The organism is Rhodococcus sp. IEGM 1318 (assembly GCF_033142465.1).
GTDB classification, from domain to species: domain Bacteria; phylum Actinomycetota; class Actinomycetes; order Mycobacteriales; family Mycobacteriaceae; genus Rhodococcus_F; species Rhodococcus_F qingshengii_B.
The window spans coordinates 1-25,767 of the sequence record NZ_JAWLSC010000016.1 but is presented as its reverse complement, the minus strand read 5'-3'; the positions used below and the strand labels follow the sequence as shown (position 1 = coordinate 25,767).

Sequence of the window (25,767 nt, the reverse complement as noted above, 5' to 3'; positions counted from 1 at the left end):
ACATAAAGACTGAAACAGGCGCTGACCTCCGTGAGGAGGTCAGCGCCTGTTTTTGTGGGGCGGCGGCAGGGGCGGGCAGTATCAGATCGGCGTCGGTTCGAGAGCGCTGTTCTTCCTGGCGTTGGTGTCGAACTGCGTGCGGTACAACTCGGCGTAGCGACCACCGCGTGCAAGCAGATCCTCATGATTGCCGCGCTCGATGATCCGGCCTGCCTCGATGACAAGGATCAGGTCGGCTGCCCGGATCGTGGACAAACGGTGTGCGATCACCACAGCAGTCCGCCCGGCGAGTGCTTCGCCGAGTGCTTCCTGAACCGCGGCTTCCGACGTCGAGTCGAGATGCGCGGTGGCCTCGTCCAGGATGACGACGCGAGGCTGGGCCAGGAGCAGTCGTGCGATGGTCAGGCGTTGACGCTCACCGCCTGAGAGGCGGTATCCGCGTTCACCCACCACTGTCTCCAATCCGTCGGGTAGCGACGCAACCAGGTCGGTGAGCCGTGCTCGCTCCAGGACCTCACGCAGATCTTCTTCGGTGGCATCCGGTCGCGCGAGGAGCAGGTTGGATCGAAGGCTCTCGTGGAACAGGTGCCCGTCCTGCGTGACCATGCCGACGGTCTCACGGATGGAATCGGAACTGAGGTCTCGGACGTCGACGCCGCCCAGCTCGACCGATCCGGAGTCGATGTCGTAAAGGCGCGGAATCATCTGCGCCACGGTCGACTTTCCGGCTCCGGATGTGCCGACCAGGGCAATCATCTGTCCCGCCTCGGTGCGGAACGAGAGGTCGTGCAGCACGTCCTCGCCGCCGCGGGTGTCGAGTATCGCGACCTCCTCCAGCGAAGCGAGTGACACCTTGTCGGCAGACGGGTAAGCAAAAGTGACGTTCTTGAACTCGACGGATACCGGGCCCTCCGGCACCTTGCGTGCATCGGGCTTCTCGGTGATGAGCGGTGCCAGATCGAGAATCTCGAATACGCGCTCGAAGCTGACCAGAGCGCTCATGATGTCCACCCGGGCGCTGGCCAGTGCGGTCAACGGCGAGTACAGCCTCGTGAGCAGTAGCGCCATCGCGACGACGGAGCCTGCGTCCAACTGACCGCGCAGCGCGTAGAAGCCGCCGAGGCCGTAGACGAGGGCAAGGGCAAGCGCGGAGACCAGCGTCAGTGCTGTGACGAAGACGGACTGCAGCATCGCGGTCCGGACTCCGATGTTGCGCACACGCCTGGCACGAACCGCGAACTCCGCAGACTCTTGCGAAGGGCGACCGAACAGCTTGACCAGAGTCGCGCCGGGAGCGGAGAACCGTTCCGTCATCTGGGTGCTCATCATCGAATTATGGTTGGCAGCTTCACGATTGAGTGCCGCGAGTTTTGCGCCCATCCGCCGTGCGGGGATCACGAAGATGGGGAGAAGTACCAACGCGAGCACGGTGATCTGCCACGAGATCCCGAGCATGACGATCAGCGTGATCACCAGCGTGACCAGATTGCTGACCACTCCGGACAATGTGTCGCTGAAGGCGCGCTGAGCGCCGATGACGTCGTTGTTGAGACGGCTGACGAGCGCTCCGGTTCGAGTTCTGGTGAAGAACGCGATCGGCATCTTCTGGACGTGATCGAAGACGGTGGTGCGCAGATGCAGGATCAGATCTTCACCGATGCTGGCCGAGAGCCACCGGGTCAGCAGGCCCAGAGCGGCTTCGAGAATTGCGACCAATGCGATCAGGGCGGCAAGTTTGACGACCACGTCGACGGCGTCGCCGCCGACTATCGCGTTGACCACGCGCCCGGCGAGGACAGGTGTTGCCACGGCAAGCGCAGCCGTGACGACGCTCAGTGCGAGGTACCAGCTGAGATTGCGTTTCTGCGGGACTGCGAACGTCGCGATCCGCTTCAGTGTCGCCTTCGAGAACGGGCGCCGATCTTCTTGTGCGTGCATCGCGTTGTACATCGCGTTCCACGCGGTGACTTCCATGCTCATGACTTCGCCCCTCCGGTCGCCGGCCACGAAGATTACGCGGCCGGTACGACACGAAGGTAGAACCTAAACCAAACTTCAGGTCAAGTGCGGCCTCAGCGGGCGACGTCGACCACCACTCGCGGAGGATCGCTGAGCGTCGTCACCGTGAACGGCTGCTTCTCGGTCACCCCGATGAACGACTGCGTGACTCCTTCGAACACGTTCGACCCGTTGACCTCGGTCACGACTCCGCCGACGCCGGGAATCGGGTTGGGGCCGGAGTACTGTTCGACTCCGCTGTCGAAGGGATAGGCGGAACCGTCGATCAGGACCTGGATCACTGCGGCGCCCTGGATGTCCACGGGCTTTCCGCTGCCTTCCTGCGTGGCCGCGTCGACGTACTTGACGCGCCATCCGGGTGTGCCGGTGCCGCCCATCTCGTAGACGACGCGATCGAATCCGTCGTGCTCGCCCACGCGGACGTCGACGACGGTGAGCTTGGATTCGGTGCCCGCTGCCGATGTCTTGTCGGAGCTGTCTGTCGGGACTGGTTCTGTGGTCGACGCTGCGGCGCTCGAAGTCGAGGTGACGGCCGAGGTGGCTGCCGTGGGAGTGGTCTCCGCGTCCTGCGAACAGGCAGTCAGGCTCACGCCCACTGCGATGGCAGCGACAGCGGCAAATGATCTCGTCCGGTTCGTTGTCATGACTCGATCGTAGGGCTCGCGTTATCGGGTTCCGCGGCGGCGGTGCCCGGAGTTACCTAACCGATATCGCCGTCGATGTAGAGCCACTTGCCGTCAGTTCGCGCAAATCGACTGCGTTCGTGGAGCATTCCCCGCTCGCGCCCGAATGCGTAGTGAGCGCGAAATTCAACGACGCCGTCGGGATCGAACAGGCCGCCTCGATCGGTGTCCAGGATCTCCAACCGGAGCCATTTCTGGTTGGGATCGAGATCGAGTTCGGTGGGTCGATTGTCGGGATGCCAAGTCCGCGTGAGGTATTCGTCGTCAATTACGACGAAAGCCGTGTAACGCGAACGCATCAGGGTTTCGGCGGTCGGGGCATGCGCCGCCCCACTGATGTACTTGCCGCAGCACTCGACCAACTCGTTGCCGCTGCCGCACGGGCACGGATCGTTCGGTCGGGGTGTAGTGGGGCGGCTCGAGGTCACCGCCCCATTACAGCACGGGTTCTCAGACCAGCTTGTGTTCGCGGTTCTCCCAGTACGGTTTGCGGAGGTCGCGTTTGAGGATCTTTCCGGTGGGATTGCGAGGAAGGATCTCGACGACGTCGATACTCGTCGGGCACTTGAACTTTGCGAGACGTTCTTGTGTGTAGGTGATCAGTTCGTTTTCGTCGATCTGCGCATCGGCGGTGAGAACCACGACGGCCTTGACGGTTTCACCCCAGCGGTCGTCGGGAACACCGATGACCGCGACCTCCGCGATTGCCGGATGCTCCACCAATACGCGTTCGATCTCGGGGGAGTAGACGTTCTCGCCGCCGGTGATGATCATGTCCTTGAGACGGTCCTCGATGAACACGAAGCCGCCGGAGTCGGCGCGGCCCATGTCGCCACTGCGCAACCATCCGTCAGGTGTGATGGTTTCGGCCGTCGCCTCGGGCTTGCCCAGATATCCGGGTGTGCACTGCTCGGATCGCCACCACAGTTCGCCGGTTGTACCGGTGGGCACGTCCTCGAGCGTGACGGGGTCGACGACGCGCATCTCGACGCCGGGAATCGCTGTACCGGCCGACGCCATGCGCTCCATCTGCGACTCGTCGCGGTGGACGTCCGGCATCAACGCAGTAATGACACCTGCCATTTCGGTCATACCGTAGACCTGGACGAACTCGGTGTCCGGCCAAGCCTCGAGTGCTGCTCGTAACAACGGAAGGGGCATGGGGGCGGCGCCGTACGTAATGCGTTTGAATGCCTTGAAGGCGGCGACCGCCTGCTCGCCTGCGGCGAGGACTCCGGCAATGACCGGTGGGACGAGAAAGGCGATGTTGGCTCCGGCGGCGAGACCGGCGAAGATCGACGGTCCGTCGGCTTCTCTCGTGAAGTAACAGCGCCCACCGGTGTGAATTGCCATGATGGCGTAGCACGTTCCGCCGACGTGGAACATCGGCATCGCGATCAAGAATCGGTGATCCTCGTGGGCCGGCAGGATTTCGAGGACATTATTGCTGTGCGCGAACAGGTTTCGATGCGTGAGCTGGACACCTTTGGGGCGACCGGTCGTCCCGGAACTGTAGAGAACAAGAGCGGTGGCATCGGGGCTCACCTCGGGGCGGGAGTGCAGTGGTGTGACCTCGTCGATCCACGGTTCGAACTCGTCGTGTTCACCGCCGACGGCGAAGATCGATTCGACGGCCGTCAATCGGTCGCGCATGGCGACGATCTGGGGCAGGAGATCGCTGCCGACGAACAGAATGCGAGCGCTACAGTCCGCGAGGACGTAATCCAGCTCCTCGCCCGAAAGTCGCCAGTTGGGAATGACATTCGCGGCGCCGAGCAGTGAGGCGGCGTAGGTGACTTCGAGGCAGGACAGATGATTCTTGTCGACGAACGCGACAGTGTCGCCGGCGCCGATGCCGGATTCGGCGAGGGCGGCGGCGATACGCAAGATGCGGTCCCGCCACTGTGCCCACGTGTACTCGGTCCCTTGGAAGGTCATCGCTGCTTGATCAGGCTTGACCGTCGCCCAGTGCTCTAGCCGATCGAAAATGATTCCAGCGGTGGCGTCGGACATTCGGCCGCCTCTCTCGTGTGATTGGTGTCACAAGGTTAGTGTGCGCCCGCCATTCATATCGCTGTTTCTCGCCAATGCACGCCCCTGGGATGGCCGTCAATTCTCAGACCCTGATCGGCTCGGCCGTGGATATCAGGGTGGTCCCCGATGGCGGGCGGGCCCCACACCCGACAGGATGGAACCAACCATTGCGGGCGTCCGTGTTTTCACGGGCGCCCGTCACGCCCGCAAAGTAGCACCGAAGTGAACAGGAAAGGCGATCATGAGTTCGCACGCCCAGGATGTCGCGGCCCGCGCAGTCGGCCTGTCCAAGACCTACGGCACCGGAGATACGCAGGTGCACGCCCTCAGTTCGGTGTCCGCAGATTTTTCCCGCGGTGAGTTCACGGCGATCATGGGGCCATCCGGTTCCGGCAAGTCGACGCTGATGCATTGCCTCGCCGGTCTGGATTCCGCCAGTTCGGGTTCTGTCCTCATCGGCGACACGGAACTCACGACGCTCTCCGACAAACAGATGACGCAACTACGACGCGACCGCATCGGATTCGTCTTTCAGGCGTTCAACCTGGTGCCGACGCTGACGGCGCTCGAGAACATCACGTTGCCGCTCGACATCGCAGGACGCAAAGCGGATCAGACCTGGCTGGACAGCGTCCTGACCAAGCTGGGGCTCGGGGATCGGCTCGATCATCGGCCCGGCGAGTTGTCGGGCGGTCAGCAGCAGCGTGTGGCGTGTGCGCGTGCGCTGGCGGGTCAGCCGGAGATCATCTTCGGCGACGAGCCGACCGGAAACCTCGATTCGAAGTCCTCCGGGGAGGTGCTCTCGATCCTGCGCGCAGCGGTCGACGAGTTCAATCAGACCGTGGTGATCGTGACGCACGATCCGCGGGCAGCGGCGTATGCCGATCGGGTGGTATTCCTCGCGGACGGCAAGATCGTCGACGAATTGCGCGAGCCGACGGCGGATTCGGTCCTCGACCGGATGAAGCGTCTGGACGCTCCGCAGGCGGTCGTGAACGTGGAAGCCGGGGCTTGAGCACATGGCTTCGGTAAGCAACTCGCCTATGCGCAAGGTTTCCCTGCGCAACTTGGCGGCACACAAAGTGCGACTTGCGCTGACGGTTCTCTCAGTGGTGCTGGGCACGGCCTTTGTCGCGGGGTCGTTCGTTTTCACCGACACCCTCCAGAAGACTTTCGATTCGATTTTCGAGAACACCGCCCAGGGCGTCGACGTCCGGGTATCGATGGAAGACCGCAACACCAGCGGCGTTCCAGTGGAGGACGTCGACAAACTTGCGGCGGTCGACGGCGTCCGGGCGGTAGCCCCGGCCGTCAGCGGACAAATCGTCCTGATCAATGCAGACGGCGGTGCTGTTCAGACCGGCGGCGCGCCGAGTATCGGTCAGTCCTACCTACCGCCGGGCCAGGCGATTGCAGAACCCGACACTTTCGTCGAGGGCGCGCCTCCGACACAGACCGGCCAGGTCGCGCTGAACACCAGCGCCGCCGAGCGAGCCGGACTGAAGGTGGGGGACTCCGCCAAGGTTCTGGCACCGGCCCGCGGAATCGTGGACGTGACGCTGTCCGGCATCTACGAAGGTGCCGGTAGCGACACCGGTGGATTCATCGGTGCGCTCTTCACCGACGAACAGGCACGAGGACTCTTCACCGACGGTCGGCACGTCGAATACATCGACGTTGCGGGCGCCGGGGTCTCGCAGACGGAACTGCAGCAACGCGTCGAGCAGGTATTCCCTGATCTCAAGGTGCAGACCGGTGACCAGGTTCGTGAGGAGACCAAGGCCGAGGTCGACTCGGCGCTGAGCTTCATCAACTACTTCCTGTTGGCGTTCGGTGCGATTGCTCTGCTCGTCGGAACGTTCATCATCTACAACACCTTCTCGATGATCGTGGCGCAGCGCCTTCGTGAGCTGGCACTGCTGCGTGCAATCGGTGCCAGCCGAGCGCAGGTCGGCCGTTCCGTGGTCACCGAGGCGCTCGTGGTCGGACTCATCGGCAGCATCATCGGTCTGCTCGGCGGTATCGGTCTCGCCTACGGATTGCGCAGTCTGCTCAACACATTCGATGTCGGTCTGCCGGAAGGCCCGCTCCAGGTGGGTGCCCGCACGATCATCGTCGCGTTGGTGGTCGGCGTCGTCGTCACGACGCTCAGTGCGTACGCCCCGGCTCGTCGTGCGTCGAAGATCCCACCTGTGGCGGCCATGCGTGAGGAGTTCGCCTCTACCGGTGACTCACTGCGAGTGCGGACGCTGATCGGTGCGATCCTCGGCGTGGTCGGTGTGGCACTGCTCGTGTTCGGCTCTCGCGGTACCGGCGGCGGCGCCGCTCTGATAGTCGGACTCGGCGCGTTCTCGTTGATCATCGCGGTTCTTCTCGGTGCTCCGGCACTGTCGCGGCCGATCGTCGGTGCGCTCGGTGCCGTGTTCGCCAAGCCGTTCGGCGCCATCGGCCGATTGGCTCGTACCAACGCGGTGCGCAATCCCCGTCGCACGGCCGCAACGGCATTCGCACTGACTCTCGGCCTGATGCTGGTGACGGTCATCGGAGTGTTCGGATCTTCGGCCAAGGCGAGCATCAATGCCCTGGTGGACGTGGGTGTCTCGGCCGACTACATCCTGACCGGTCCCAACGCGATCGGTGTGCCGCGCGGTGCGGCCGACGCCGTCCGACAGGTGCCCGATGTGCAGAGCGCGACGTCCTTGCATGGAGTGCGCGCGAAGGTCGACGGTGAGGACGAGCAGGGCGCTTCGTTCGACGGCCCGATCGAAGGCGTGCTCGAGTACAAGATCCTCGAGGGCACGGTCGATCTGACCGGTAACAACATGCTTGTCTCGAAGTCGACTGCGGACGACAAGGGGTGGACTGTCGGCTCGACTCAGACGCTGACCGGTCCCGGCGGCGTCGAGTACCAGACCGTTGTCGCGGGAGTGTTCGAGGACAACCAACTGATCGGTTCGTGGATCGTCTCGGACGAGGCGTACCGGAAGCTGATGCCGGCGGAGAGCCTGCCGGACTTCGTGGTTCTGGTGAAGGCGAAGCCGGGGGCGGATCTGACGACGCTGCGTTCCGAACTCGAAACTGCGACGGAGAAGTACGTTGTCGTCCAGGTGCAGGATCGCGAGGAGTTCAAGGGAACTCAGGGCCAGCAGATCAACACGTTGTTGGCGATCCTCTACGGTCTCCTGGCACTCGCGGTCGTGATCGCGATCCTCGGCATCATCAACACGTTGGCACTCTCGGTGGTCGAGCGGCGACGAGAAATCGGAATGCTGCGAGCTGTCGGCATGCAGCGAGGACAGATGCGACGCACGATCTACCTTGAATCGGTGCTCATCGCGGTGTACGGCGCGGCAGTCGGAGTTGTTCTCGGCATCGCGTTCGGGTGGGCGTTCGTCAGCACTCTCGCGGATCAGGGCCTCGACAAGATCACGATCCCGTGGGGTCAGGTAGTCGGAATGCTGATCGGCTCCGGTGTAGTCGGAGTCTTGGCGGCGCTGTGGCCGGCCAACAGAGCGGCCAAGACGAAGCCGCTGGAGGCGATTGCGGACATGTAGGGCCTTCGGCCCGTGCGCACTTTTGGTAGCGGTAACAGCCGAAAGTGCGCACGGTACCGTTGCCGCATGAGCACCCTTCAAGAAGTCGGCGAACGTGAATCCTGGCGCTGCTGGCTGTGTGACGAAACGGTCGATCCGGACATGTCCGTCAACGATCCGCGCGGACCGAGTATCGACAGCATCAACACCGCAAAAAAGGGTGGCAAGACCAAAGGTGGCGTCGAACGCTTGGCACACCGCGCATGCAACACCAAGAAGGGTGCGGTCAAACCTGTTGTGGAATGGCCGGATCGGTTGTTCGTCGTGGATCCCGCTCCGATCATCGGGGTCGTGGAGCAACTCGAGCGAAAGGGTGGCCGCGTCGCCGTCGCTCGCTGCCCCGGCAAGGACGACGCCCAGGAAGCGTCGGACTGGTTGATCGATCGGTTGTCGCGGCTGGCTCCATCGCTGAAAGTCGAAACGAGCATCGACGCTGCGGGCGGGGGTTACTTGTTGGTCCTCAAAACCGTGTAGGGAGTCGGCCCTGAGTGCCGTTTTTTGCGGTACCTGTTCCGCCTCCAGAGTCGTCGGGGTACGGTCAAACCGAACATGAATCCGGTTTCGAGTGCGAAGGAATCCCGATGAACCTGGCATTGACCGACGAGGAACTAGCGTTCCGCGACGAGATGCGGACGTTCTTCCGTACGCAAATCCCCGCGGACATCAGGGAGGCGTACGCCCACGGTGAGGAGTTGGGGCGCGACCGTATGGTCGAGGCGCAGCAGATCCTCAACGCTCACGGTCTGGCGGTACCGCACTGGCCGGTCGAGTGGGGAGGCAAGGACTGGACTCCGGTCCAGCACAACATCTGGCTCGACGAACTTCAGCTCGCGTCGGTCCCCGAACCGTTGGCGTTCAATGCCAACATGGTCGGTCCGGTCATCGCAGCCTTCGGCTCGCAGGAGCAGAAGGAGAAGTTCCTTCCGGCGACTGCGAACCTCGACATCTGGTGGTGCCAGGGATTCTCCGAACCCGAGGCCGGCTCCGACCTCGCTTCGCTCAAGACTCGTGCGGTCCGCGACGGAGACGACTGGGTCATCAACGGCCAGAAGACGTGGACGACGCTGGGACAGTACGCTGACTGGATCTTCTGCCTCGTGCGTACCAACCCCGATGCGCCCAAGCGTCAGGCGGGCATCTCGTTCATCCTCGTCGACCTGAAGACGCCTGGCGTCACGGTCCGCCCGATCAAGCTGATCGACGGCGGCTACGAGGTCAACGAAGTGTTCTTCGAGGACGTCCGCGTCCCGGGAGAGAACCTGGTCGGTGAAGAGAACCAGGGCTGGGGTTACGCCAAATTCCTGCTCGGCAACGAGCGCACGGGTGTCACGCGCGTCGGTTTTTCGAAGGTTCGTCTCGCGCAGGCCAAGGCTCGCGCTGCCGAGGTCAAGGTCGGCAACGGAACACTGCTCGAAGATCCGCTCTTCGCTGCCCGACTCGCCGAACTCGAAAATGAATTGCTTGCCCTCGAGCTCACTCAGCTCCGAGTGGTCGCCAGTTCTGCTGACGGACAGCCGAATCCGGCGTCGTCGCTGCTGAAGCTTCGCGGTTCCGAATTGCAGCAGGCGAGTGTCGAACTGCTGATGGACGTGGCCGGCCCCGATTCACTGCCGTACGACGCGGGTAGCGACATCGCCTCCGCGAGCTGGGCGCAGCTCACTGCCCCGACGTACTTGAACTACCGCAAGGTATCCATCTACAGCGGATCGAGCGAAGTGCAGCGCAGCATCATCGCTTCCTCGATCCTCGGATTGTGAGGCGTGGCATGGACTTCGAACTCAACGACGAGCAGAAACTTCTCCGCGACACCACCAAGGATCTCCTCGCGCGCAGCTACGACGCCGAGAAGCGCAATGCGATCATCGACTCCGATCCCGGATGGAGCCCGCAGGTCTGGAAGCAGCTGGCCGAGGTCGGCTTGCTTGGCCTGACGTTCTCCGAGGACGACGGCGGCATGGACGCGGGTCCGGTGGAAACCGGCGCGGTCATGACCGAGATCGGTCGACGCTTGGCCCCTGAGCCGGTACTCGACGCGGTCGTGACGCCGGGCGGACTCATCTCCGAAGGCGGCAGCCAAGAGCAGCGGTCGTCGATTCTTCCCGGTGTTGCCGAAGGCGTCACGTTCCTGGCGTTCGCCGATCAAGAACCCGGAATCCGTTGGCCGGCAACCGAACGTGCTACGACCGCGGCGCAGGTCGACGGCGGCTGGACCGTGACCGGGATCAAGAATCCCGTCGGGCACGGCGCGACGGCGGACATCCTCGTCGTGAGCGCTGCGCTCCCCAGCGGTGGCGTCGGACTGTTCCTCGTCAAGAGCGATGCCTCCGGTTTGGTGCGCAAGTCTTACGCCACTCACGACGGTTTGCGCGGTGCGCAGATCGAGTTCACCGACACTCCGGCCGAAGCGCTCGGTGAGGGCGGCGACGCTTCCGCTCTGATTCAAGCCGCGCAGATCCGTGAGCAGGCTGCTCTGTGTGCCGAGGCTGTCGGAGCGATGGAAGAGGCGCTGCGACTGACCACCGAATACCTCAAGACGCGTAAGCAATTCGGTGTTCCGCTCGCGAAGTTCCAGACGCTGACGCACCGCGCTGCCGACCTGTACGTCTCGCTCGAGTTGGCGCGCAGTATGAGTCTCTACGCGACGATGTCCCTTGCCGACGGCGTCGTCGATCCCGTGATCGCTTCGCGGGTGAAGTTGCAGATCGGGCGTTCGGCTCGGCTCATCGGTCAGGAAGCAATTCAGATGCACGGTGGCATCGGTATGACCGCCGAATACCCGGTGGGTCATTACGTGAGCCGACTCGTTGCGATCGAGCACACGCTCGGTAGCACCGAAGACCACCTTCGGGTGTTGGCTGCCGGTGTGGCTGATCACGAGATGGTCAGCGTGGTCTGACCTTTCACGACTCAGGTAGGGGGTCGCACTCCGTTAGCGGGGCGCGGCCCCCTCGCCGTTCAGTGGTGATTGCGCAATACATTCAAGCGGAGACGGCGCTGCTCGATATTGACGGCGCTGTCGGTGAACGCTTGTTTCCATCCGACGTCACCCGTCCGGGACGCCGCGTCTTGCAGAAGCGGAATCGCTTCGAAAGGGAAGCTCGCCTGCACACTTCGTAGGGTGGAGAAGTGACTGTGACGCGAGTGGATGCCTAAGTCCTCGCCCGTCGCAGCATGCTCCATCGCTTCGTTTTCCAAGGCATTCAACAATTTTTCGGCGACGGCCAGTGGCCACGGGCGGTCGATGCCGTCGAGTAGCGCGCTGCCGTCGACTCCCAGAAGGTACTCGTCCGCGTGTCCGGCGACGATGTACTCGACGCGCTCGCGCGGGTCCGCGATGGCAACGATTCTCCGGTCCGTCGTGCGCCCGTCCCGCTCCAGAAAAGCCGACGCCCACGCGGTGTTCTTCTGGAGAACGGTTGCCGCAGTCCATGATTCGATCATCACGTCGCGCCACTGCTTCTCTACGGGGATGGTGAGGGCGCCGCGTGCCGACCCGGCCATCGATTCCCACAGTGCCAGCGGAGTGGCGGTCACAACTTGACGCAACCACCAGCGCCGGATGCCTTTGTTCTTGTAGTGGACGTCTTCGATGCCGTCTCGGAATGCGAGGTCGTCGAGCGAACCCGGCAATCGGACGGCCAGGCGGGGTCGCAACGGCTTCGTCTCGAGCCGCACCCACGACTGAGCGCGAGTGACCATGCGAGAGGCAAACGGAGATCGGGGGAGTTGCCGCAGGAGTTGAATTGCGCGCTCACGGACCCGCACGGCTGAATCGTCCAGTGCGCGCTCGAGGAGTGCGTAGTCGTGTTCACCCAGCCCGACGTCGAGATGGTCGAGGAAATGCAGGCGAGTTGCCGTCGGCGCCTCGCTCCAGGCGATTTCGAGCTCTTCACTCGCCAGTTCCGGGTCGACCGTACGTATGTAATCGAACCATGCCGTACGGTCGTCCGGATCGGGCGAAAGCCACAGCTCGTCCCGGCGTGATCCGATTCGTCGTAGCTGGGCCCAATCCGGGTTCTGCTCCGCCAGATACTGCCCGCGTCGACCGGCGAGGCGTAGTAGCGCCTCGCGGTGCTCGGGATACTTCAGCGCGGCTTCCATGAAGAGCGGAACGCTGGCAGCGGGCGCGAGGAATCCGCGTTGGTCGGCCATCGCGAACCATTCCGCGAGAGTCCAGGAACGAACTTGCAACAGGGACTGAAGTTGTTCGATCGCGAGGTCGGGAAGCAGCGGTTGAACTGCTGGAGGAGTCCTCGATGCGCGCGAGTGACCTGCGTGCGCGTCTGATCGCAGGGAGGTCACCCGCCTACGGTATGGCAGGGGTGCGTCGGGCTCAGGGGCAGGGTCGGGCGCGTGTCGGCAGATTCTGGAACAGTGGTTACCGGCGACCAGCAGGAGGCGTGAGATGACAGACGGAACTGACGACGTCTTTGTCGTGGCGTCGGTGACCGAACGGCGAACGCTCATCTCCACTCGAGTCAGGGAGTGGTGTGCGGCGGGGACCGTCGAGTCGAACCGGCCGGAGTTGTCCGATGATGTCGCACTGCTGATTGCCGGTGGCTATGCGGACGAGTCGACGCGATCGATCCTGGCGAACCGGCGCAGTGTCGGGCGCTCGTTCCCGGAGATCGGCGGCTTCTCGGAGTTGCGCTACCTCACCGACGAACTGGCCCGCACCAGACGCAGACTGTTCTCGACTCGCATCGGTCCTGTTCAGGTAGTCCTCGAACGGCGGGTGCAGACGCTCGACAAGCGCGTTCAGTCGATGCGTTCGGCGATAGTGCATTCCAATCGTCACTTCGCGAGCAGTGTCCGTGCCATTCGCAAGGACCGCCGCGACGGCCTTCATCTCGACGTCGAGCAACGTGAGGCACTTTTTGCCGGGCTCACCCGCACCCCGGTTCCAGCCAAGCTGCCGGTGGGGTTGGGCGTCGTGGCAAGTGGCGGAAACGCTGCGCTCGACAAACTCGCCGCCCAGCTGGGCCGGGTCCAGAGAACCGGCGTCATCGCCGACGCGAGTAGGCGGATCGCGGAGGTCCTCGACGGACTGGTCGATTCCGAACCCGAAGGACGCGCAGGTGAGTACGACGCTCTTCTTTACCTCGCCGGAAATCTGTTCGACCGGATCGAAAGCTCCAGCGCTTGGCATTCCGACCACTTTGTCATCCAACGCAATCAACTCGACCTGGCCGACGAGATCACCCAGATCGCCGTCGATACCGTAGCGCTGCGTTCGATTCTCGCGGAGTTGGACGACGCGGCCGCGTTGGCACGCGACGAGGGAACCCGAGCCGGGATCGCTTCGCGCAAGGAAGCGCTCGGCGCGGTCTGGGACCAGTTGGTCGAACGCGTCGCGGCGCTCGCGCGGATCGGTGACCTGGTCGCACGGGCCGAGGATCAGTTGAGTTCGCAGCGCGCGGTTGCGCATGCAGCGAGCCTCGACAGCCGGATCGACGACCTCCTTGCGCGCTCCGGTTCACGTGAACTTTCGGCCGCAAACACGCACAACGTCGGGGATCAATTCGACGGTGTGGAAGAGCTCATGTTCGCTCACCGCGCGGCTCTTTACGGGGACATTGCACTGCTGACCTCTGGGAACGAGCGTCGGGCGCCGTAGTCAGGCCGACGTCGGAGCTGTAAGGTCGGAGGTACTGACCGGCCGCACGAACGAAGAACTGGCCGAGAATTCGCTCCTTGCTCAACCCCGTGCCGATCCGGTGATGCGGGCGTATCCGCTTCAAGACAGGTCGATCATGGAAGACACCGCAAGCCGCGGCATCAATGCGTTCATTTCCGAAGCTACGCAGCGTGGGGGCAAGGCTGTCCGCCTCACGCACTCACGTCGTAACCCCGTCGAGGTGACGGGCGCAGACGGCATCAGCCGAATCGTCCGAGTACGTTCCAAACTCGACGGTGACTGGCAGGCCAGGCGTCAGGACGAGTCGCTCGAGAGTGACGACACGCGCTCGCAGTTCTGGGTCTTCGTCGACCTGGCAGCAGATCCGCACGAGTTCTTCATGCTGCCCTCCAACGAGGTCGCGGACGACATCCGCGCCGAGGTCGACCTCTGGATCATGGACAGCCCCGGACGCAATCGCACCGGTCATCACGCGATCCCTCGCGGACGCGTCGTGCACGGTCACGATCGGTGGGATGCTCTGGGCCTCGCTGCCGTAAAGGATCCGAGCATTCACGTCGAGACACCGGTCGCAGCCAAGCGCAAGGCTTCGCCGGTCGCGGCGAAGAAGCGCCGCGCCAGCGGTGTCGAGGAGATCGAAGTTGTCGACAATCGCCTCGAGATGACGGCTGATTGCCACGGATACCGCTGGGTCGGACGCTTCGACGAAACCACCGAGATGGTCGAGATCATGCGCGGACCGATGGAAGGCCGCCGATTCCCCGATCCGACCGCCGCCGCAAATGCCGTCACCGGTCACATATCAGGCGACACCGAGAGCCATGACGGCTGGTCGTTCTGGACGATCAACAACACTGCCCTCGGTGCCCATCTCAAAACTGCCTGATCTAGGCGCCGACTGCCGCCGACACCCGTTCGAGCGTGTCCAGTTCATTCGACGACAGAACGAGGTTCGGGGCGTCCAGTAGCGCGGGGAGCTGCTCCGGCCGGCTCACGCTCGCGATCGGTGCGGTGATGCCCGGTCGAGTAAGCAGCCAGGCCAGCGCGACTGTCGAGATCTCGCTGTCGTGTGCGTGCGCGATTGTCGCCAGTTCTGCGACGACGTCGAGTCCGGCGTCGCTGAAGTATCCAGCGGTCAGTCGTTCGCGGGAGCTGCCTTCGATGTCTGCGCGGGTCTTGTACTTTCCGGTCAGGAAGCCGGACGCGAGAGCGAAGTACGGGAAGACGCTGATGTTGTTGTCGGTGGCGATCTCGGCGAGTTCAGGTTCGTACGACTTACGGTGCACCAGGTTGTAATGCGGTTGCAGCGCGATCGGCGCGGCGTAACCGTTCTCTTCGGTGATCCGCAACCATTCGCGGATGCGGTCGGGGCTGTAGTTGGAGATTCCGAGGTAGCGAACTTTGCCCGCGACGACCAACGAATTGAAGGCTTCGAGCGTTTCTTCGAGCGGAGTCTGCGGGTCGTCGAAATGCGCGTAGTACAGATCGATGCAGTCCGTCTGCAGACGGCGCAGCGACGCCTCTGCTGCGGCTGCGATGTTGTCTGCCTTCAGCCCTTTGAAATCGGGATGGCTACCCACCTTGGTGGCGACGACGATGTCGTTCTGTAGTCCGCGATCGGTGATCCATTTCCCGATGATCGTTTCGGATTCCCCACCGGAATTTCCGGGAGCCGACGCCGTGTACGAGTCGGAGGTGTCGATGAAGTTTGCACCGGCTTCGGCGAACGAGTCGAGGATCTCGAAGGACGTCTGCTCGTCTGCGGTCCAACCGAAAGGGTTGCCGCCCAAGCTAAGTCGGAAGATGTCGAGGTCCGAATTTCCGATGATCGCCACTGTGTGGAACTCCCGTCGATGAAGGTGGTCGCTGCATCCCGCACCGTACCCTCTCATAGCACTGACGATGGCGCGCCCTCGCCAGGTTCGCCGAAAAATGTATCGGATCGTGATTGCCGCCGTCGGTGTTGGGTTGGGTCCGAATGCTGAATTCTTCGATGGACTGCTGTTAGGGGATCGGCGCGGCGTCGACCGACAGCGATCCGGCGACGCCAACACCATGCTCCTCGACGGCCGTGTCGGTGGATTGACTGTTTGCCTACTTTGCGGTGATGGGACTGATGGTGGCCTTCGAAATCGAGGGGCCAGCGGCGGTGACCATCTCTGCGGGGCATCTGATCGCAATGGGGCGGCACAATCACGTCCTCGAAGAGATCGGGGAGGCCCTCGAAGGTGTCTGAGCGAAGTGCGGTCTGGAGACGATTCGGCGGTCCGAATACACATCGAGCGGCCCCCGCATTTCGCGGGGGCCGCTCGACGTGTGGAGAAACTTACTGCGCGAGTGCGCGCTTCATGCCGCGTTCGACTGCTGCGATGATCTGCGGACGCAGTTCTGCGGCAGGGACGATCTCATCCACCGAGCCGACCTCTCGGGCCCGCTGGATATTGTGGATCGCTTCGAATTCGGATGCCACTTCGCCGAGCTTGTCGGAGCGGACGGCGATGCGCTGAGCGTTCAGTTCGACGCGCAGATGTGCTCTCTCCGTGTCGTCCTTGGCTGCTGCCAAGTCTGCTTCAAGTTGCTGCACCTTCGGATCGTTGTTGGTGCGGGTGTTCACCTCACGGGTGAAGACCACTGCGGCGGCCGGGGCGCCGCCGAGCACCGAGGCGAACGAACCTTCGACAGCAAGAACTTCCATGTTGTCGTTGAGCGCGCCGGAGAACACGACGAACGCGCCGCCGTGGTAGCGGGAAACGACGCAGAACACGATCGGTCCGTCGAAGTTGACGATGGCGCGGCCAATTTCGGCGCCGTACTCCAGCTGGATATTGCGCAGCGATTCCGGCGAACCGTCGAAGCCGGACAGGTTGGCCAGCACCACGATCGGACGGTTGCCGCTTGCGGCGTTGATCGCGCGGGCCGTCTTCTTCGACGAGTTCGGGAACAGCGTTCCCGATGTCCAGGTGTCGGGGCCGTCGGCGGGGAAACGACCCTTACGCGGGATCGCGCGGGATTCGATGCCCACCACCGTGACCGGATGTCCGGCGAGGTGCGCGTCCAGAACGACCGAGGTGTCGGCGCCGGCCATGTCGGCCCAACGCTCGAGTACCGAGTGGTCCTGGTCGACCACCGAACGCATCACGGTGCGAATGTCGAAGGGCTTCTTGCGATCCGGGTTCTTCGCCGAGGAGAAGATGTCGCCGACCGTCTCGAAGTCGCTTGACGGGTGGGTGTGCGGGAAGCTACGCACGTCGCGATCGACGGGGTCCGTGGTCGCCGCGCGCCTCGGGAACCGTTCGCCGGGAGCGAGGTACGAGTGTGCGTAGTGGCGGAACAGGATCTCGCACGCCGCGGTGAGGTCGGGGGCCCAGTACTGAGCCTGGCCGTTGGGGCCCATGACGCGGTCGTAACCACCGATACCGAAGTTGTCTTCGGCCGACACACCGCCGGAGTAGTCGAGAGACTGCTTGCCGGTCAGCACCATTGCGCTGTCCGGGGTCATCACCAGAATGCCCTTGGTGTGCATCAACATGGTGGCTTCGGCGTTCCAGTAGGGCTGAGCGCCGACGTTGATTCCCGTGACGACGATGTTGATCTCGCCGCCGTTCTGGGTGAAGGTGATGATCCGGCGCAGGCCACGCGAGACCCAGTCCATGTTCTCGGTGCCGCTCTCCATCGAGATGGTGGCACCCGAGGACAGTGCGAACCACTCGACCGGAGCGTTCAACTTCTCGGCCAGGTCGATGGCAGCGACCACGCGTGAGCACTCGGCCTCGGCGACGGTACCGAGCGCCTTGGTGGGGTCACCGAAGAGCGCGACACGGGTCATCCCCTCGGGATAGCGCGGCGTCGGAGTGTTCACGAGACCGACGACGATGCCGGCCTTGTTGAGTCCGTACGGACGCTCGACGGGGGACAGGACGCCCGCTTCGTCGAAGTCGTGTTCGACGAAGGTGCCCTTGGTGCCGGTCAGGAGCGGAACCAGCTCGTACGGGTACACCGTGCCGCGTGCCCGCGAACTCTGAACCTTCTGCGCATAGGCGTCGAGGGGGAGCAGAGGTTCGGTGGGGGGAGTGGTCTTGTTGATGACCACACCGGCACCCGCGCGGTAGGAGAAGCGCAGCGCAACTTCCTTGGGTGCGCCACCCTTTCGGTCCTTCAGGCGGGTGATGAGCGTGATCTCTTCGATTCCGGCACCGACGGTCAGTCGGGCTGCGTTCTGGGCGATCACCGAGAAGCGTTCGCTGGGAACGTCGGCGACCGGCCACACGTAGAGCACGACGCGGTTGGCTGCGAGTCGACGCTTGTCCCCGCGCTGGGACTGCGCACGGCGGATGCCGTCGAGGCAGGCGGCAAGAGTGCGCTCGATGGCCGGCAGAGCAACCATCTGACCTTCGTCGTCGAGTTGCGGTGTCACGTCGCGGATTTCGGCCAGAGCGATCAGACGCTCGTCCTTCGGGTTCTCCTTGGCAGAGAGGTGGAACAGGTAGGTGTTCTCCGGAGCCGGGAGGCGCTTTCCGTTGAAGTTCTTCAGGCGCCACATGTCCAGGCGCTGACCCGTGAGCGGGTGCATGTCGCGAATGATGTGGTCCTCGACCAGTTCACCGTCGACTGGACGGAAGGTGACCCATCGGACCGGATCCCCGTTGGGGTTGCAGATGATCACCGTAGCGCGCCGTGAACGGGTGATCGTCTCGTTGCGCGAGAGTTCGGTACGCAGTGTCTCGACGAGCGTGTCGCCGTCAGCGGGCTGATTCGGCCAGTCGAGGTAGATGTCGACCACCAGGCCGCGACCCGACGGAGCATCCTGCGCGATCGTCGCGACATCGTCGAGAGCGGTTCCGAGAGCGTCGAATTCGGCCACCGTCGATACCAGGTGCAGACCGTCGCCCTTCAGATCGAAGTTACCGGTCACGAAACGGCGATCGACGTGCTCGAAAACGCGGACGTCCTCGAAGGAGTGAATCTTGTAGTAGCGACGTGTGATGACCTCGAGCAGCGGCCCGCCATCGCGGTTGCCAAGGCCGATCTTTCGACCCAGCAGGTCCAGGAGCGGTTCGGGGGTGGCGACGAGGTTGGCGATCCGCTCGTCGAAATCAGCAGCGTCCGGCTGCTCTTCGAGGTAGGCGAGGTTGCCGCGTACCCCGTCGTAGACGTCTTCGCGAACCTTACGGATTCGCGGCTCGTCGAAGAACCGGAAGCGAAGGTTGCGGGCGACGTCGCCGATGACGGGGTAGCGGACCTGCGTCGCGACGATGAGTCGATCGAGAACCTCGTTCAGCTCCTGAGCCGAGCAACCGGGCGCCTTGTCACCGACCAGCCAGCCTTCGAGAAGTGCTGCAATGACTGGGATCTGGGCTTCCATGCGCTGCAGAGCCAGGAAGAGTCGGTAGACCGCTTCCTCGACGGCCTGGCGATCTTCCAGATCGGTGACGTCGTAGTGGCGAAGTGCGCGTTCGAGTCTCGTGCGGAACGACGCGGGCAAACCTTCGCGCTCGGCGTCGAGCGAGTGCAGGAAGGTGTGGAAGTGCTCGCGGGGGCTGTGGACGGATTCGTCCTTCGCCGACTCACCCGAGGTGGGCTTGTTGCGCGAGAGCTCGCAGATGTCGGCGAAGGTGGTCAGCACGGCCAGTTCGGCCTGCACCAGTACGCGGTCCTCGGATTCGAGTGCGCTGCGAAGTGCGTCGTACTCGGCCAGAACAGCGTTGGCGTGCTTGCCGCTGACGTCGTAACCACTGAGCATCGCGGTCAGCGCTTCGAGCTGTGCCAGTGCGTCGTCGCGGGCGTCGGTACCGGAAGTCGCAGCAGGAAGATCGAATTCGACTCGCTGAGCCTTTTCCGTGACAGCTTCCTCGCTGACCTGGTCGACACGCAGGAGCGGCGCGCCGGCATCTACCTGCGAGTTGACGGTAGCGAGAACTTCTCGCACCTTGCCCGCGTAGGGAGCGCGGACGGCGGTCTCCATCTTCATGGATTCGAGCACGACCAGAGTGGAGCCGGCTTCGACGTCGTCGCCGACCGTGACCGGTACGGCCACCACGACGGCAGGAGCCGGCGCGCGCACCACTCCGGCGTCGTCCTGGCTGATCTGGTGGCTGATGCCGTCGACCTCGACGAGATAACGAGCCGGGCTCACGACGGAAACGACGTGGAAGCGGCGATCACCGATCACCAGACGTGACTCGAAGTCACCGAGACGATCGACGTCGACCTCGATGTCGCCTGCGTCTCCGTCGACGCGGTAGCGGTGCGGGCCGATGCGCCCGACTGTCAGTTTGTATGCCTGACCTTGGTAGTTGAGCTCGACGGTACGTCCGATCGCGTGATTGGCGCGGGGGCGACCGCCACGTGCCGAGGCGAGGAAGGCCGCACGCTCGAGGGACTCTTCGGCGTCGTAGGCATCGATGGCGGTGGCGATCAGTGCGACGTCGGCGCGGCGTGTGGCGCCGGTGAGGGCGCCCGTGCGGTCGAGCCAGCCGGTATCCGCGGATGCCGAGATGACCTCGTCGCGATCCAGGAGATCGAGGAGGAAAGACTTGGTGGTGGTGCCGCCGTCGAGTACGACGGTGGTTTCACGGAGGGCGGTGCGCAGACGCGCGAGTGCCTCTGAGCGGTTGCGGCCCCACGCGATGACCTTCGCGACCATCGAGTCGTAGTCAGGCGGAATGACGTCGCCGGCCGCGATGCCGGTGTCGACGCGGATGCCCGAGCCGAGGGGGAACTTCAGCAGCTGAACGGTGCCGGGCGCGGGAGCGAAATCGTTGTCGGCGTCTTCTGCGTTGAGGCGAGCCTCGACGGCATGACCGAACGCGGGCGGGCAGTCGCCGACCAACTCTTCACCGCTGGCCACGAGAATCTGCAGTTTGACGAGGTCGATGCCTGTCGTGACCTCGGTGATCGGATGCTCGACCTGAAGGCGCGTGTTGACCTCGAGGAAGGTGAAGAGCTTGTTCTCGGGCTGGTAGAGGTATTCGACCGTGCCGGCGCCGTGGTATCCGGCTGCCTTGACGAGTTCGGCCGAGACCTCCTTGAGGTGGTCCGACTGTTCTTCGGTGAGGACGGGGGAAGCGGATTCTTCGATGACCTTCTGGTTGCGACGCTGAATCGAGCAGTCACGAACGCCCGGAGCCCAGACGTTGCCGTGGTTGTCGGCGATGATCTGTACCTCGACGTGGCGCGCATCGGTGACAAGGCGTTCGAGGAAGACGACGGGGTCGCCGAACGAGCGCTCGGCCTCACCCTGAGTGCGCTCGAGCGCAACTTCGAGTTCGTCCTCGGCCCACACCTTGCGGATGCCGCGTCCACCGCCGCCGCTGCGAGCCTTGATGATCAGTGGGTAACCGATTGCCTGTGCGTGACGGCGTGCGTCGGCGCGGGTCTCGACCGGCCCGCCGCTCCACGGTGCGACCGGTACGCCGACCTTTTCGGCGAGGATCTTGGCGGCAACCTTGTCGCCGAGCAGACGCATCGCGTCGGCACTCGGACCGATGAACGTGATGCCCAGTTTCGCGACGATCTCGGCGAACGTGGGGTCCTCGGCCACGAAGCCCCAGCCGACCCAGACGGCGTCGGCCTTGGCTGCGAGAAGTGCTCGCTCGAGTTCGGCGTAGTCGAGATACGGACTGCCGGCGCCGGTGCTGCGCAGCGTCACGCCCTCGTCGGCCTGGCGGACGAACATGGCGCGCCGCTCGGCCTCTGTGTGCAGTGCAATGACGCGAATGCCGTGGTCGTGTTCGGCGTTCAGTTCGCGTACAGCCCTGATCAGGCGGACCGCGGCCTCACCTCGATTGACCACTGCGATTCGTTTGAACATTGTCACTGCCACCGTCCCTTGATGAGATTCTTCGTCACGTACGTTGCGATATGAGCCGACCGTGTCCCACATACCCGGATTGTCCGGTTCGTGAACTACGCCGCGATGCGCTGTGTTTCCCCCGGTTGCGCGTCGGCAGGTGATTGCCCTTCCGGTTCGTCGAGTCCCTTGCGCCGAAGCACCGTGTGCGCTGCTGCACCACGTGTGCCTTGTGCGCCACCCTGCAGGCGTGGACTCAGAACCGCTCCAATCACGAATCAGCAACATATTGTGTCTGCTTCCAGGGAATCCCTGGTTTATCTAAGAATGCAGTATGTCGACGCTCATGTCACCTGGGCGAATTGAAGAATATTAGTCAACGTGAACCACGGTTACACCTATAGGGTTAAGTCATTGTGGTGCAATAAGATTCGGCTCTGTGACACGGATCACGATGGTGATGAAATTGGCAAGAAAGTGAATACTCACTGGTAACAAAATCGCGTATTCGGAGAAGTCTCCCGATTGCTCGATTATTACTGATCGGTACTACTGGCGAGTATTTTTTATGTCCAGTCGGACCGTATTCGAGAAATCGCCTTCGATGGTTGCGATGTGCTGTGCGATCGCGTCGAGTCCTCCGGAAGGGAGCTGCAATGCGTTGCCGAGAGCAAGTGAAGTCCGCTTGAAGTGCTCCACAAGTGGTTCGTATTTCGTGACCAGTCTCAGTCTGTCGGTCCCGTTCAGGTACTTCACGCTTCCCGCGTTGTCGACGAAGTCGCTGAACTTCACGAGGAACACTGCGGGATCCGCGATCACGCGGATGACGTGATCCTGGTAGCCGGTGGTGTTGTCTTGCGGGTAGTCGATTGGATTAGTCACTGCCTCAACAAGTTCGGCGATTCTGTGGGTGAAGTGCGAGGCGATAAGTGCTGACGCACGTTCTTGCGCTTCGGATGCGGACATGTCGTCCGCAGTCTGGCCACCGAGGAGTGCGATGACGGCGTGTGGTCGGTCCTCGACCGTGTCGTGAAGCGCGGTTGCGCTCAGGATCTCGACATCGGAGCACCCGTACCGAAGCAGCCGCAACACATTCCGAAGGGGATGAACGATGTAGGGATCCTCGCTTGACTTGATTCCGTTTTTTCTGAACTGATCGAGGTGCGCGAGGGTCGCGACCTCCATGGCGAGCCGCAATGTTTCGCCCGGGAGTGCCATCTCGTCGACGGCGCTCTCGATGGCGAAGACCAGCGTCGCAGCGTCCATCTCCTTCAGTGGCAGCTGGTGGAATGCGGATCTGATCGGGTCGGGGTTGCTCATGACAAACAGCCTTCCGGTTGGTCAGGTGTCGCGACGAAAGTCTTGGTGAGAATCTGCGCTCGAACCCTGGTTGTCGCCGGGAGTGCGGCTGAAATCAGAATCATCTTGATTCTATCCGGAGACTACGACAGCAAGTGTTCATAGCGTTGTGATCGAGGTGGACGGGGAGTTTCGTTCGCTTCCATCACTGGCAGACTTGGGTAGGAAGAGGTTCGATGACCACGGAGGCTACCCTGGCGTCGTTTGTCGAGACGGTTGACACGGATGTCGACACCCATCCACTGGACGACCCTGTGCGACAAGGACTTCGCGGACATCATGCGCAATTTGCTCGCTGGGCAGGGAGAGTTGCGCGATACGACCCGACTGTCGCGCCGTTTGTCGGTCATCCGCCCGAGTTGGACGCCGAAGACTGGGAGAACCTACTCGCACTCGTAGGGCCAGGCGGCACAGTAGGTTTACGAGGATTTGATCATCGCCCGCCGGAAGGATGGCGCGTTGTGGATCAGTTCGGCTCGGTGCAGATGGACGGGTCCGCACTCGAAGTCTCCGTTGATCCGTCGGTCGAACTTCTCGGAACGGGCGACGTTCCCGAAATTCTGGCATTGATCGAGCGCACCAAGCCCGGACCGTTTCTTCCTCGTACCGTCGAGATGGGCAGCTATTACGGCATTCGCGTCGACGGAAGACTTGTTGCCATGGCGGGGGAGCGGTTGCACCCTCCGGGATGGACGGAAATCAGTGCGGTGTGCACTGACAGCGACTTTCGGGGTCGAGGCCTGGGTACGACGCTGATCCGTGCCGTCGCTGCCGGGATTCGCGAGCGCGGCGAGCTGCCGTTTCTCCATGCAGTGCAATCGAATACGAATGCGATCAGACTCTACGAAGCACTGGGATTCGTGCTCCGGAAGAAATCCCGGTTGACCGCGGTGCAGGCGCCCGCCTGATCCAATTCTCGCCGGCGCCTGTGTTTCGGGCGCTCGGCCACTAGTCTGAACAAATGACAGTCGATCAGGCGTTGGACAGTGATTTCCTCACTCTTGCCGATCCGTACCGCCGCGAGTTGCTGGCGCACTGCTATCGCATGATGGGGTCGATCCACGACGCCGAAGACCAAGTCCAGGAGACGTTCATCCGGGCTTGGCGCGGGTTCGACGGTTACAAAGGCCAGTCATCGCTCAGGACCTGGCTCTACCGCATCGCGACGAATACCTGCCTGACCGCGCTGGAGGGGAGATCGAGGCGTCCACTCCCGGCCGGCCTCGGCGCACCTAGTTCGGACCCGGCCGACGATTTGATCGAACGCAACGAGATTGCCTGGTTGGAACCGATCGCGGATTCCGCGTTGGGCGACGTCAATGACCCGGCTGTCATGGTCGTCAATCGCGATTCGGTCAGGCTCGCGCTTGTTGCCGCTTTGCAGCACTTGTCCGCGCGCCAACGTGCGGTTCTAGTCCTGCGTGACGTTCTGCAGTGGAAGGCGTCGGAAGTTGCGGAGGCCCTGGACACCACAACCACTGCGGTCAACAGCCTGCTGCAGCGGGCTCGCGCGCAGATCAATCACATCGGGCCCACTGAGGACGATCTCGTGGAACCGACTACCGAGGCTGCCCGGAAGTTGCTTCGCGACTACGTGCACAGCTTCGAGAGTTACGACGTCGAGGCCATCGTTGAGCTGTTCACGCGCGAAGCCATCTGGGAGATGCCTCCGTTCGACGGTTGGTACCAGGGCCCCGAGGCAATCGGGCAGCTCATCGCAACCAAATGCCCGGCCGACGGACCAGGCGCTATGCGGCTACTACCGACCGCCGCCAATGGCCAGCCGGCGTTCGGCCTCTATATGCGCGAGCCCGATGGGGTTCACCGTGCTTTCCAGTTGCACGTTCTCGATGTCACCGAGTCCGGGATCTCGCACGTGACGTGTTTCTTCGATCTGAGTCTGTTCGCAAGGTTCGGATTGCCTGCAGAGTTGTAGGGGCAAGGAGTTGCGCGAGCCCTCCCGTGTGGAGGACCCGCGCGGCTACTCGTTACTGCTGTTGTTATGCGCTACTGCTGTTGCTATGCGCTACTGCTGGGGAACAGTCGCAGCCGGGTCCATCCACATGACCTCCCAGACGTGATTGTCGAGGTCGCGGAATGCGCGTCCGTACATGAAGCCGTGATCCTGGGGCTCCATCCACTTGCTACCGCCGGCAGCGATCGCTGCGTCGACGAAGGTGTCGACTTCTTCCCTGCTGTCGGCCGACACACACATCAGTGCCTCGCGAGCTTTCGACGTGTCACAGATGTCGTCGGAGATGAAGTCCCCGAAACGGGGTTCGTTCAGGAACATGACCGTGGCGGAATCGCTGACGATCATCGAGACGGTGTTCTCGTCACTGAACATGTCGTTGAACTCGAAGCCGAGGCCGCTGAAGAATTCCCGCGTGGCAGCGACGTCCTTCACGGGCATGTTGACGAAGAGAAGACGAGACATGGAGTGCTCCTTGAAGTCGGTTGACTGATTACTGATCGCTTCGGTTCCTGTTGGTTCCTGCTCATACAGACCGCAGCGGCGACAGAAAATCATCGCGGTAGGAGAAAATTCGAGGAAATTCTCGGTTGTTAACCCGCAGCAGTGCTCTGACCTGGCGATTTGGTGTTGTGTTGATCTTCGCGTAACTTTGTCCAGGTCAGAGCGACACGGACACC

19 protein-coding genes are annotated in these 25,767 nt (G+C 62.9%); 10 read left to right on the top strand and 9 right to left on the bottom strand.

Annotated features, from left to right (window positions below; genetic code table 11):
* Nucleotides 1–81 precede the first annotated feature (81 nt).
* The 4 genes from R4P65_RS28530 to R4P65_RS28515 all read right to left on the bottom strand — a co-directional run bounded on the left by R4P65_RS28530 (nt 82) and on the right by R4P65_RS28515 (nt 4,715).
* Nucleotides 82–1,980 carry an ABC transporter ATP-binding protein gene (locus tag R4P65_RS28530; RefSeq protein WP_317829010.1) on the bottom strand — a complete coding sequence of 633 codons (1,899 nt, stop codon included), beginning with the start codon at nt 1,978–1,980 and terminating at the stop codon, nt 82–84.
* Between the two features lie 92 nt (nt 1,981–2,072).
* Complete coding sequence (locus tag R4P65_RS28525; RefSeq protein ID WP_317829009.1) at nt 2,073–2,663, bottom strand: hypothetical protein; 591 nt, start codon at nt 2,661–2,663, stop codon at nt 2,073–2,075.
* Between the two features lie 56 nt (nt 2,664–2,719).
* Nucleotides 2,720–3,130: a YchJ family protein gene (locus R4P65_RS28520; protein WP_317829008.1), complete on the bottom strand. Its 411-nt coding sequence runs from the start codon at nt 3,128–3,130 to the stop codon at nt 2,720–2,722.
* A gap of 22 nt (nt 3,131–3,152) precedes the next feature.
* Nucleotides 3,153–4,715 carry a long-chain-fatty-acid--CoA ligase gene (locus tag R4P65_RS28515; RefSeq protein WP_317829007.1) on the bottom strand — a complete coding sequence of 521 codons (1,563 nt, stop codon included), beginning with the start codon at nt 4,713–4,715 and terminating at the stop codon, nt 3,153–3,155.
* A gap of 262 nt (nt 4,716–4,977) precedes the next feature.
* Between R4P65_RS28515 and R4P65_RS28510 the strand changes: the two genes are divergently transcribed.
* The 5 genes from R4P65_RS28510 (at nt 4,978) to R4P65_RS28490 (ending at nt 11,225) form a co-directional block, all read left to right on the top strand.
* Nucleotides 4,978–5,751, top strand: a complete 774-nt coding sequence (locus R4P65_RS28510; protein ID WP_317829006.1) for an ABC transporter ATP-binding protein — start codon at nt 4,978–4,980, stop codon at nt 5,749–5,751.
* A 4-nt stretch (nt 5,752–5,755) separates the two neighbouring features.
* Nucleotides 5,756–8,290, top strand: coding sequence for an ABC transporter permease (locus R4P65_RS28505; protein ID WP_230817456.1), 2,535 nt, complete (start codon nt 5,756–5,758; stop codon nt 8,288–8,290).
* Nucleotides 8,291–8,356: 66 nt separating this feature from the next.
* Nucleotides 8,357–8,803, top strand: coding sequence for a hypothetical protein (locus tag R4P65_RS28500; protein WP_317829005.1), 447 nt, complete (start codon nt 8,357–8,359; stop codon nt 8,801–8,803).
* Between the two features lie 107 nt (nt 8,804–8,910).
* Entirely contained in the window at nt 8,911–10,086 is a 1,176-nt protein-coding gene (locus tag R4P65_RS28495; RefSeq protein WP_317829004.1) for an acyl-CoA dehydrogenase family protein, read from the top strand.
* Nucleotides 10,087–10,094: 8 nt separating this feature from the next.
* Nucleotides 10,095–11,225 carry an acyl-CoA dehydrogenase family protein gene (locus tag R4P65_RS28490; RefSeq protein ID WP_317829003.1) on the top strand — a complete coding sequence of 377 codons (1,131 nt, stop codon included), beginning with the start codon at nt 10,095–10,097 and terminating at the stop codon, nt 11,223–11,225.
* A gap of 59 nt (nt 11,226–11,284) precedes the next feature.
* Here R4P65_RS28490 and R4P65_RS28485 read toward each other — a convergent pair whose 3' ends face one another.
* Complete coding sequence (locus R4P65_RS28485) at nt 11,285–12,631, bottom strand: DUF5691 domain-containing protein (protein ID WP_317829002.1); 1,347 nt, start codon at nt 12,629–12,631, stop codon at nt 11,285–11,287.
* Between the two features lie 103 nt (nt 12,632–12,734).
* Between R4P65_RS28485 and R4P65_RS28480 the strand changes: the two genes are divergently transcribed.
* Nucleotides 12,735–13,946 carry a hypothetical protein gene (locus R4P65_RS28480; protein ID WP_317829001.1) on the top strand — a complete coding sequence of 404 codons (1,212 nt, stop codon included), beginning with the start codon at nt 12,735–12,737 and terminating at the stop codon, nt 13,944–13,946.
* Between the two features lie 136 nt (nt 13,947–14,082).
* Nucleotides 14,083–14,853 (top strand): hypothetical protein, encoded by a 771-nt coding sequence (locus R4P65_RS28475; protein ID WP_230817469.1) that lies wholly within the window; start codon nt 14,083–14,085, stop codon nt 14,851–14,853.
* A gap of 1 nt (nt 14,854) precedes the next feature.
* Here R4P65_RS28475 and R4P65_RS28470 read toward each other — a convergent pair whose 3' ends face one another.
* Nucleotides 14,855–15,802 carry an aldo/keto reductase gene (locus R4P65_RS28470; RefSeq protein ID WP_230817470.1) on the bottom strand — a complete coding sequence of 316 codons (948 nt, stop codon included), beginning with the start codon at nt 15,800–15,802 and terminating at the stop codon, nt 14,855–14,857.
* Between the two features lie 272 nt (nt 15,803–16,074).
* On the opposite strand from R4P65_RS28470, the gene R4P65_RS28465 reads away from it, so the two are divergent.
* Nucleotides 16,075–16,203: a hypothetical protein gene (locus R4P65_RS28465; protein ID WP_317829000.1), complete on the top strand. Its 129-nt coding sequence runs from the start codon at nt 16,075–16,077 to the stop codon at nt 16,201–16,203.
* 90 nt (nt 16,204–16,293) lie between these two features.
* Here R4P65_RS28465 and R4P65_RS28460 read toward each other — a convergent pair whose 3' ends face one another.
* Nucleotides 16,294–21,777, bottom strand: a complete 5,484-nt coding sequence (locus R4P65_RS28460) for a carboxyl transferase domain-containing protein (protein ID WP_317828999.1) — start codon at nt 21,775–21,777, stop codon at nt 16,294–16,296.
* A gap of 528 nt (nt 21,778–22,305) precedes the next feature.
* On the bottom strand, nt 22,306–23,076 hold the full coding sequence (locus R4P65_RS28455) for a hypothetical protein (RefSeq protein WP_317828998.1): 771 nt from the start codon (nt 23,074–23,076) through the stop codon (nt 22,306–22,308).
* A gap of 215 nt (nt 23,077–23,291) precedes the next feature.
* Here R4P65_RS28455 and R4P65_RS28450 point away from each other — a divergent pair, with 215 nt between their 5' ends.
* Nucleotides 23,292–24,023: a GNAT family N-acetyltransferase gene (locus R4P65_RS28450; RefSeq protein ID WP_317828997.1), complete on the top strand. Its 732-nt coding sequence runs from the start codon at nt 23,292–23,294 to the stop codon at nt 24,021–24,023.
* 53 nt (nt 24,024–24,076) lie between these two features.
* Entirely contained in the window at nt 24,077–25,051 is a 975-nt protein-coding gene (locus R4P65_RS28445; protein WP_317828996.1) for a sigma-70 family RNA polymerase sigma factor, read from the top strand.
* Between the two features lie 90 nt (nt 25,052–25,141).
* On the opposite strand, the gene R4P65_RS28440 is transcribed toward R4P65_RS28445, so the two are convergent.
* Nucleotides 25,142–25,552 carry a VOC family protein gene (locus R4P65_RS28440; RefSeq protein WP_230817473.1) on the bottom strand — a complete coding sequence of 137 codons (411 nt, stop codon included), beginning with the start codon at nt 25,550–25,552 and terminating at the stop codon, nt 25,142–25,144.
* Nucleotides 25,553–25,767 lie beyond the last annotated feature (215 nt).

Bases quoted from the DNA above. Each gene is read 5' to 3' on its own strand.
- R4P65_RS28465 (WP_317829000.1), top strand. From the start codon at position 16,075: ATGGGACTGATGGTGGCCTTCGAAATCGAGGGGCCAGCGGCGGTGACC.
- R4P65_RS28530 (WP_317829010.1), bottom strand. From the start codon at position 1,980: ATGAGCATGGAAGTCACCGCGTGGAACGCGATGTACAACGCGATGCAC.
- R4P65_RS28500 (WP_317829005.1), top strand. From the start codon at position 8,357: ATGAGCACCCTTCAAGAAGTCGGCGAACGTGAATCCTGGCGCTGCTGG.
- R4P65_RS28475 (WP_230817469.1), top strand. From the start codon at position 14,083: ATGGAAGACACCGCAAGCCGCGGCATCAATGCGTTCATTTCCGAAGCT.
- R4P65_RS28440 (WP_230817473.1), bottom strand. From the start codon at position 25,552: ATGTCTCGTCTTCTCTTCGTCAACATGCCCGTGAAGGACGTCGCTGCC.
- R4P65_RS28510 (WP_317829006.1), top strand. From the start codon at position 4,978: ATGAGTTCGCACGCCCAGGATGTCGCGGCCCGCGCAGTCGGCCTGTCC.
- R4P65_RS28505 (WP_230817456.1), top strand. From the start codon at position 5,756: ATGGCTTCGGTAAGCAACTCGCCTATGCGCAAGGTTTCCCTGCGCAAC.
- R4P65_RS28495 (WP_317829004.1), top strand. From the start codon at position 8,911: ATGAACCTGGCATTGACCGACGAGGAACTAGCGTTCCGCGACGAGATG.
- R4P65_RS28515 (WP_317829007.1), bottom strand. From the start codon at position 4,715: ATGTCCGACGCCACCGCTGGAATCATTTTCGATCGGCTAGAGCACTGG.
- R4P65_RS28490 (WP_317829003.1), top strand. From the start codon at position 10,095: ATGGACTTCGAACTCAACGACGAGCAGAAACTTCTCCGCGACACCACC.
- R4P65_RS28480 (WP_317829001.1), top strand. From the start codon at position 12,735: ATGACAGACGGAACTGACGACGTCTTTGTCGTGGCGTCGGTGACCGAA.
- R4P65_RS28460 (WP_317828999.1), bottom strand. From the start codon at position 21,777: ATGTTCAAACGAATCGCAGTGGTCAATCGAGGTGAGGCCGCGGTCCGC.
- R4P65_RS28525 (WP_317829009.1), bottom strand. From the start codon at position 2,663: ATGACAACGAACCGGACGAGATCATTTGCCGCTGTCGCTGCCATCGCA.
- R4P65_RS28445 (WP_317828996.1), top strand. From the start codon at position 24,077: ATGACAGTCGATCAGGCGTTGGACAGTGATTTCCTCACTCTTGCCGAT.
- R4P65_RS28450 (WP_317828997.1), top strand. From the start codon at position 23,292: ATGACCACGGAGGCTACCCTGGCGTCGTTTGTCGAGACGGTTGACACG.
- R4P65_RS28455 (WP_317828998.1), bottom strand. From the start codon at position 23,076: ATGAGCAACCCCGACCCGATCAGATCCGCATTCCACCAGCTGCCACTG.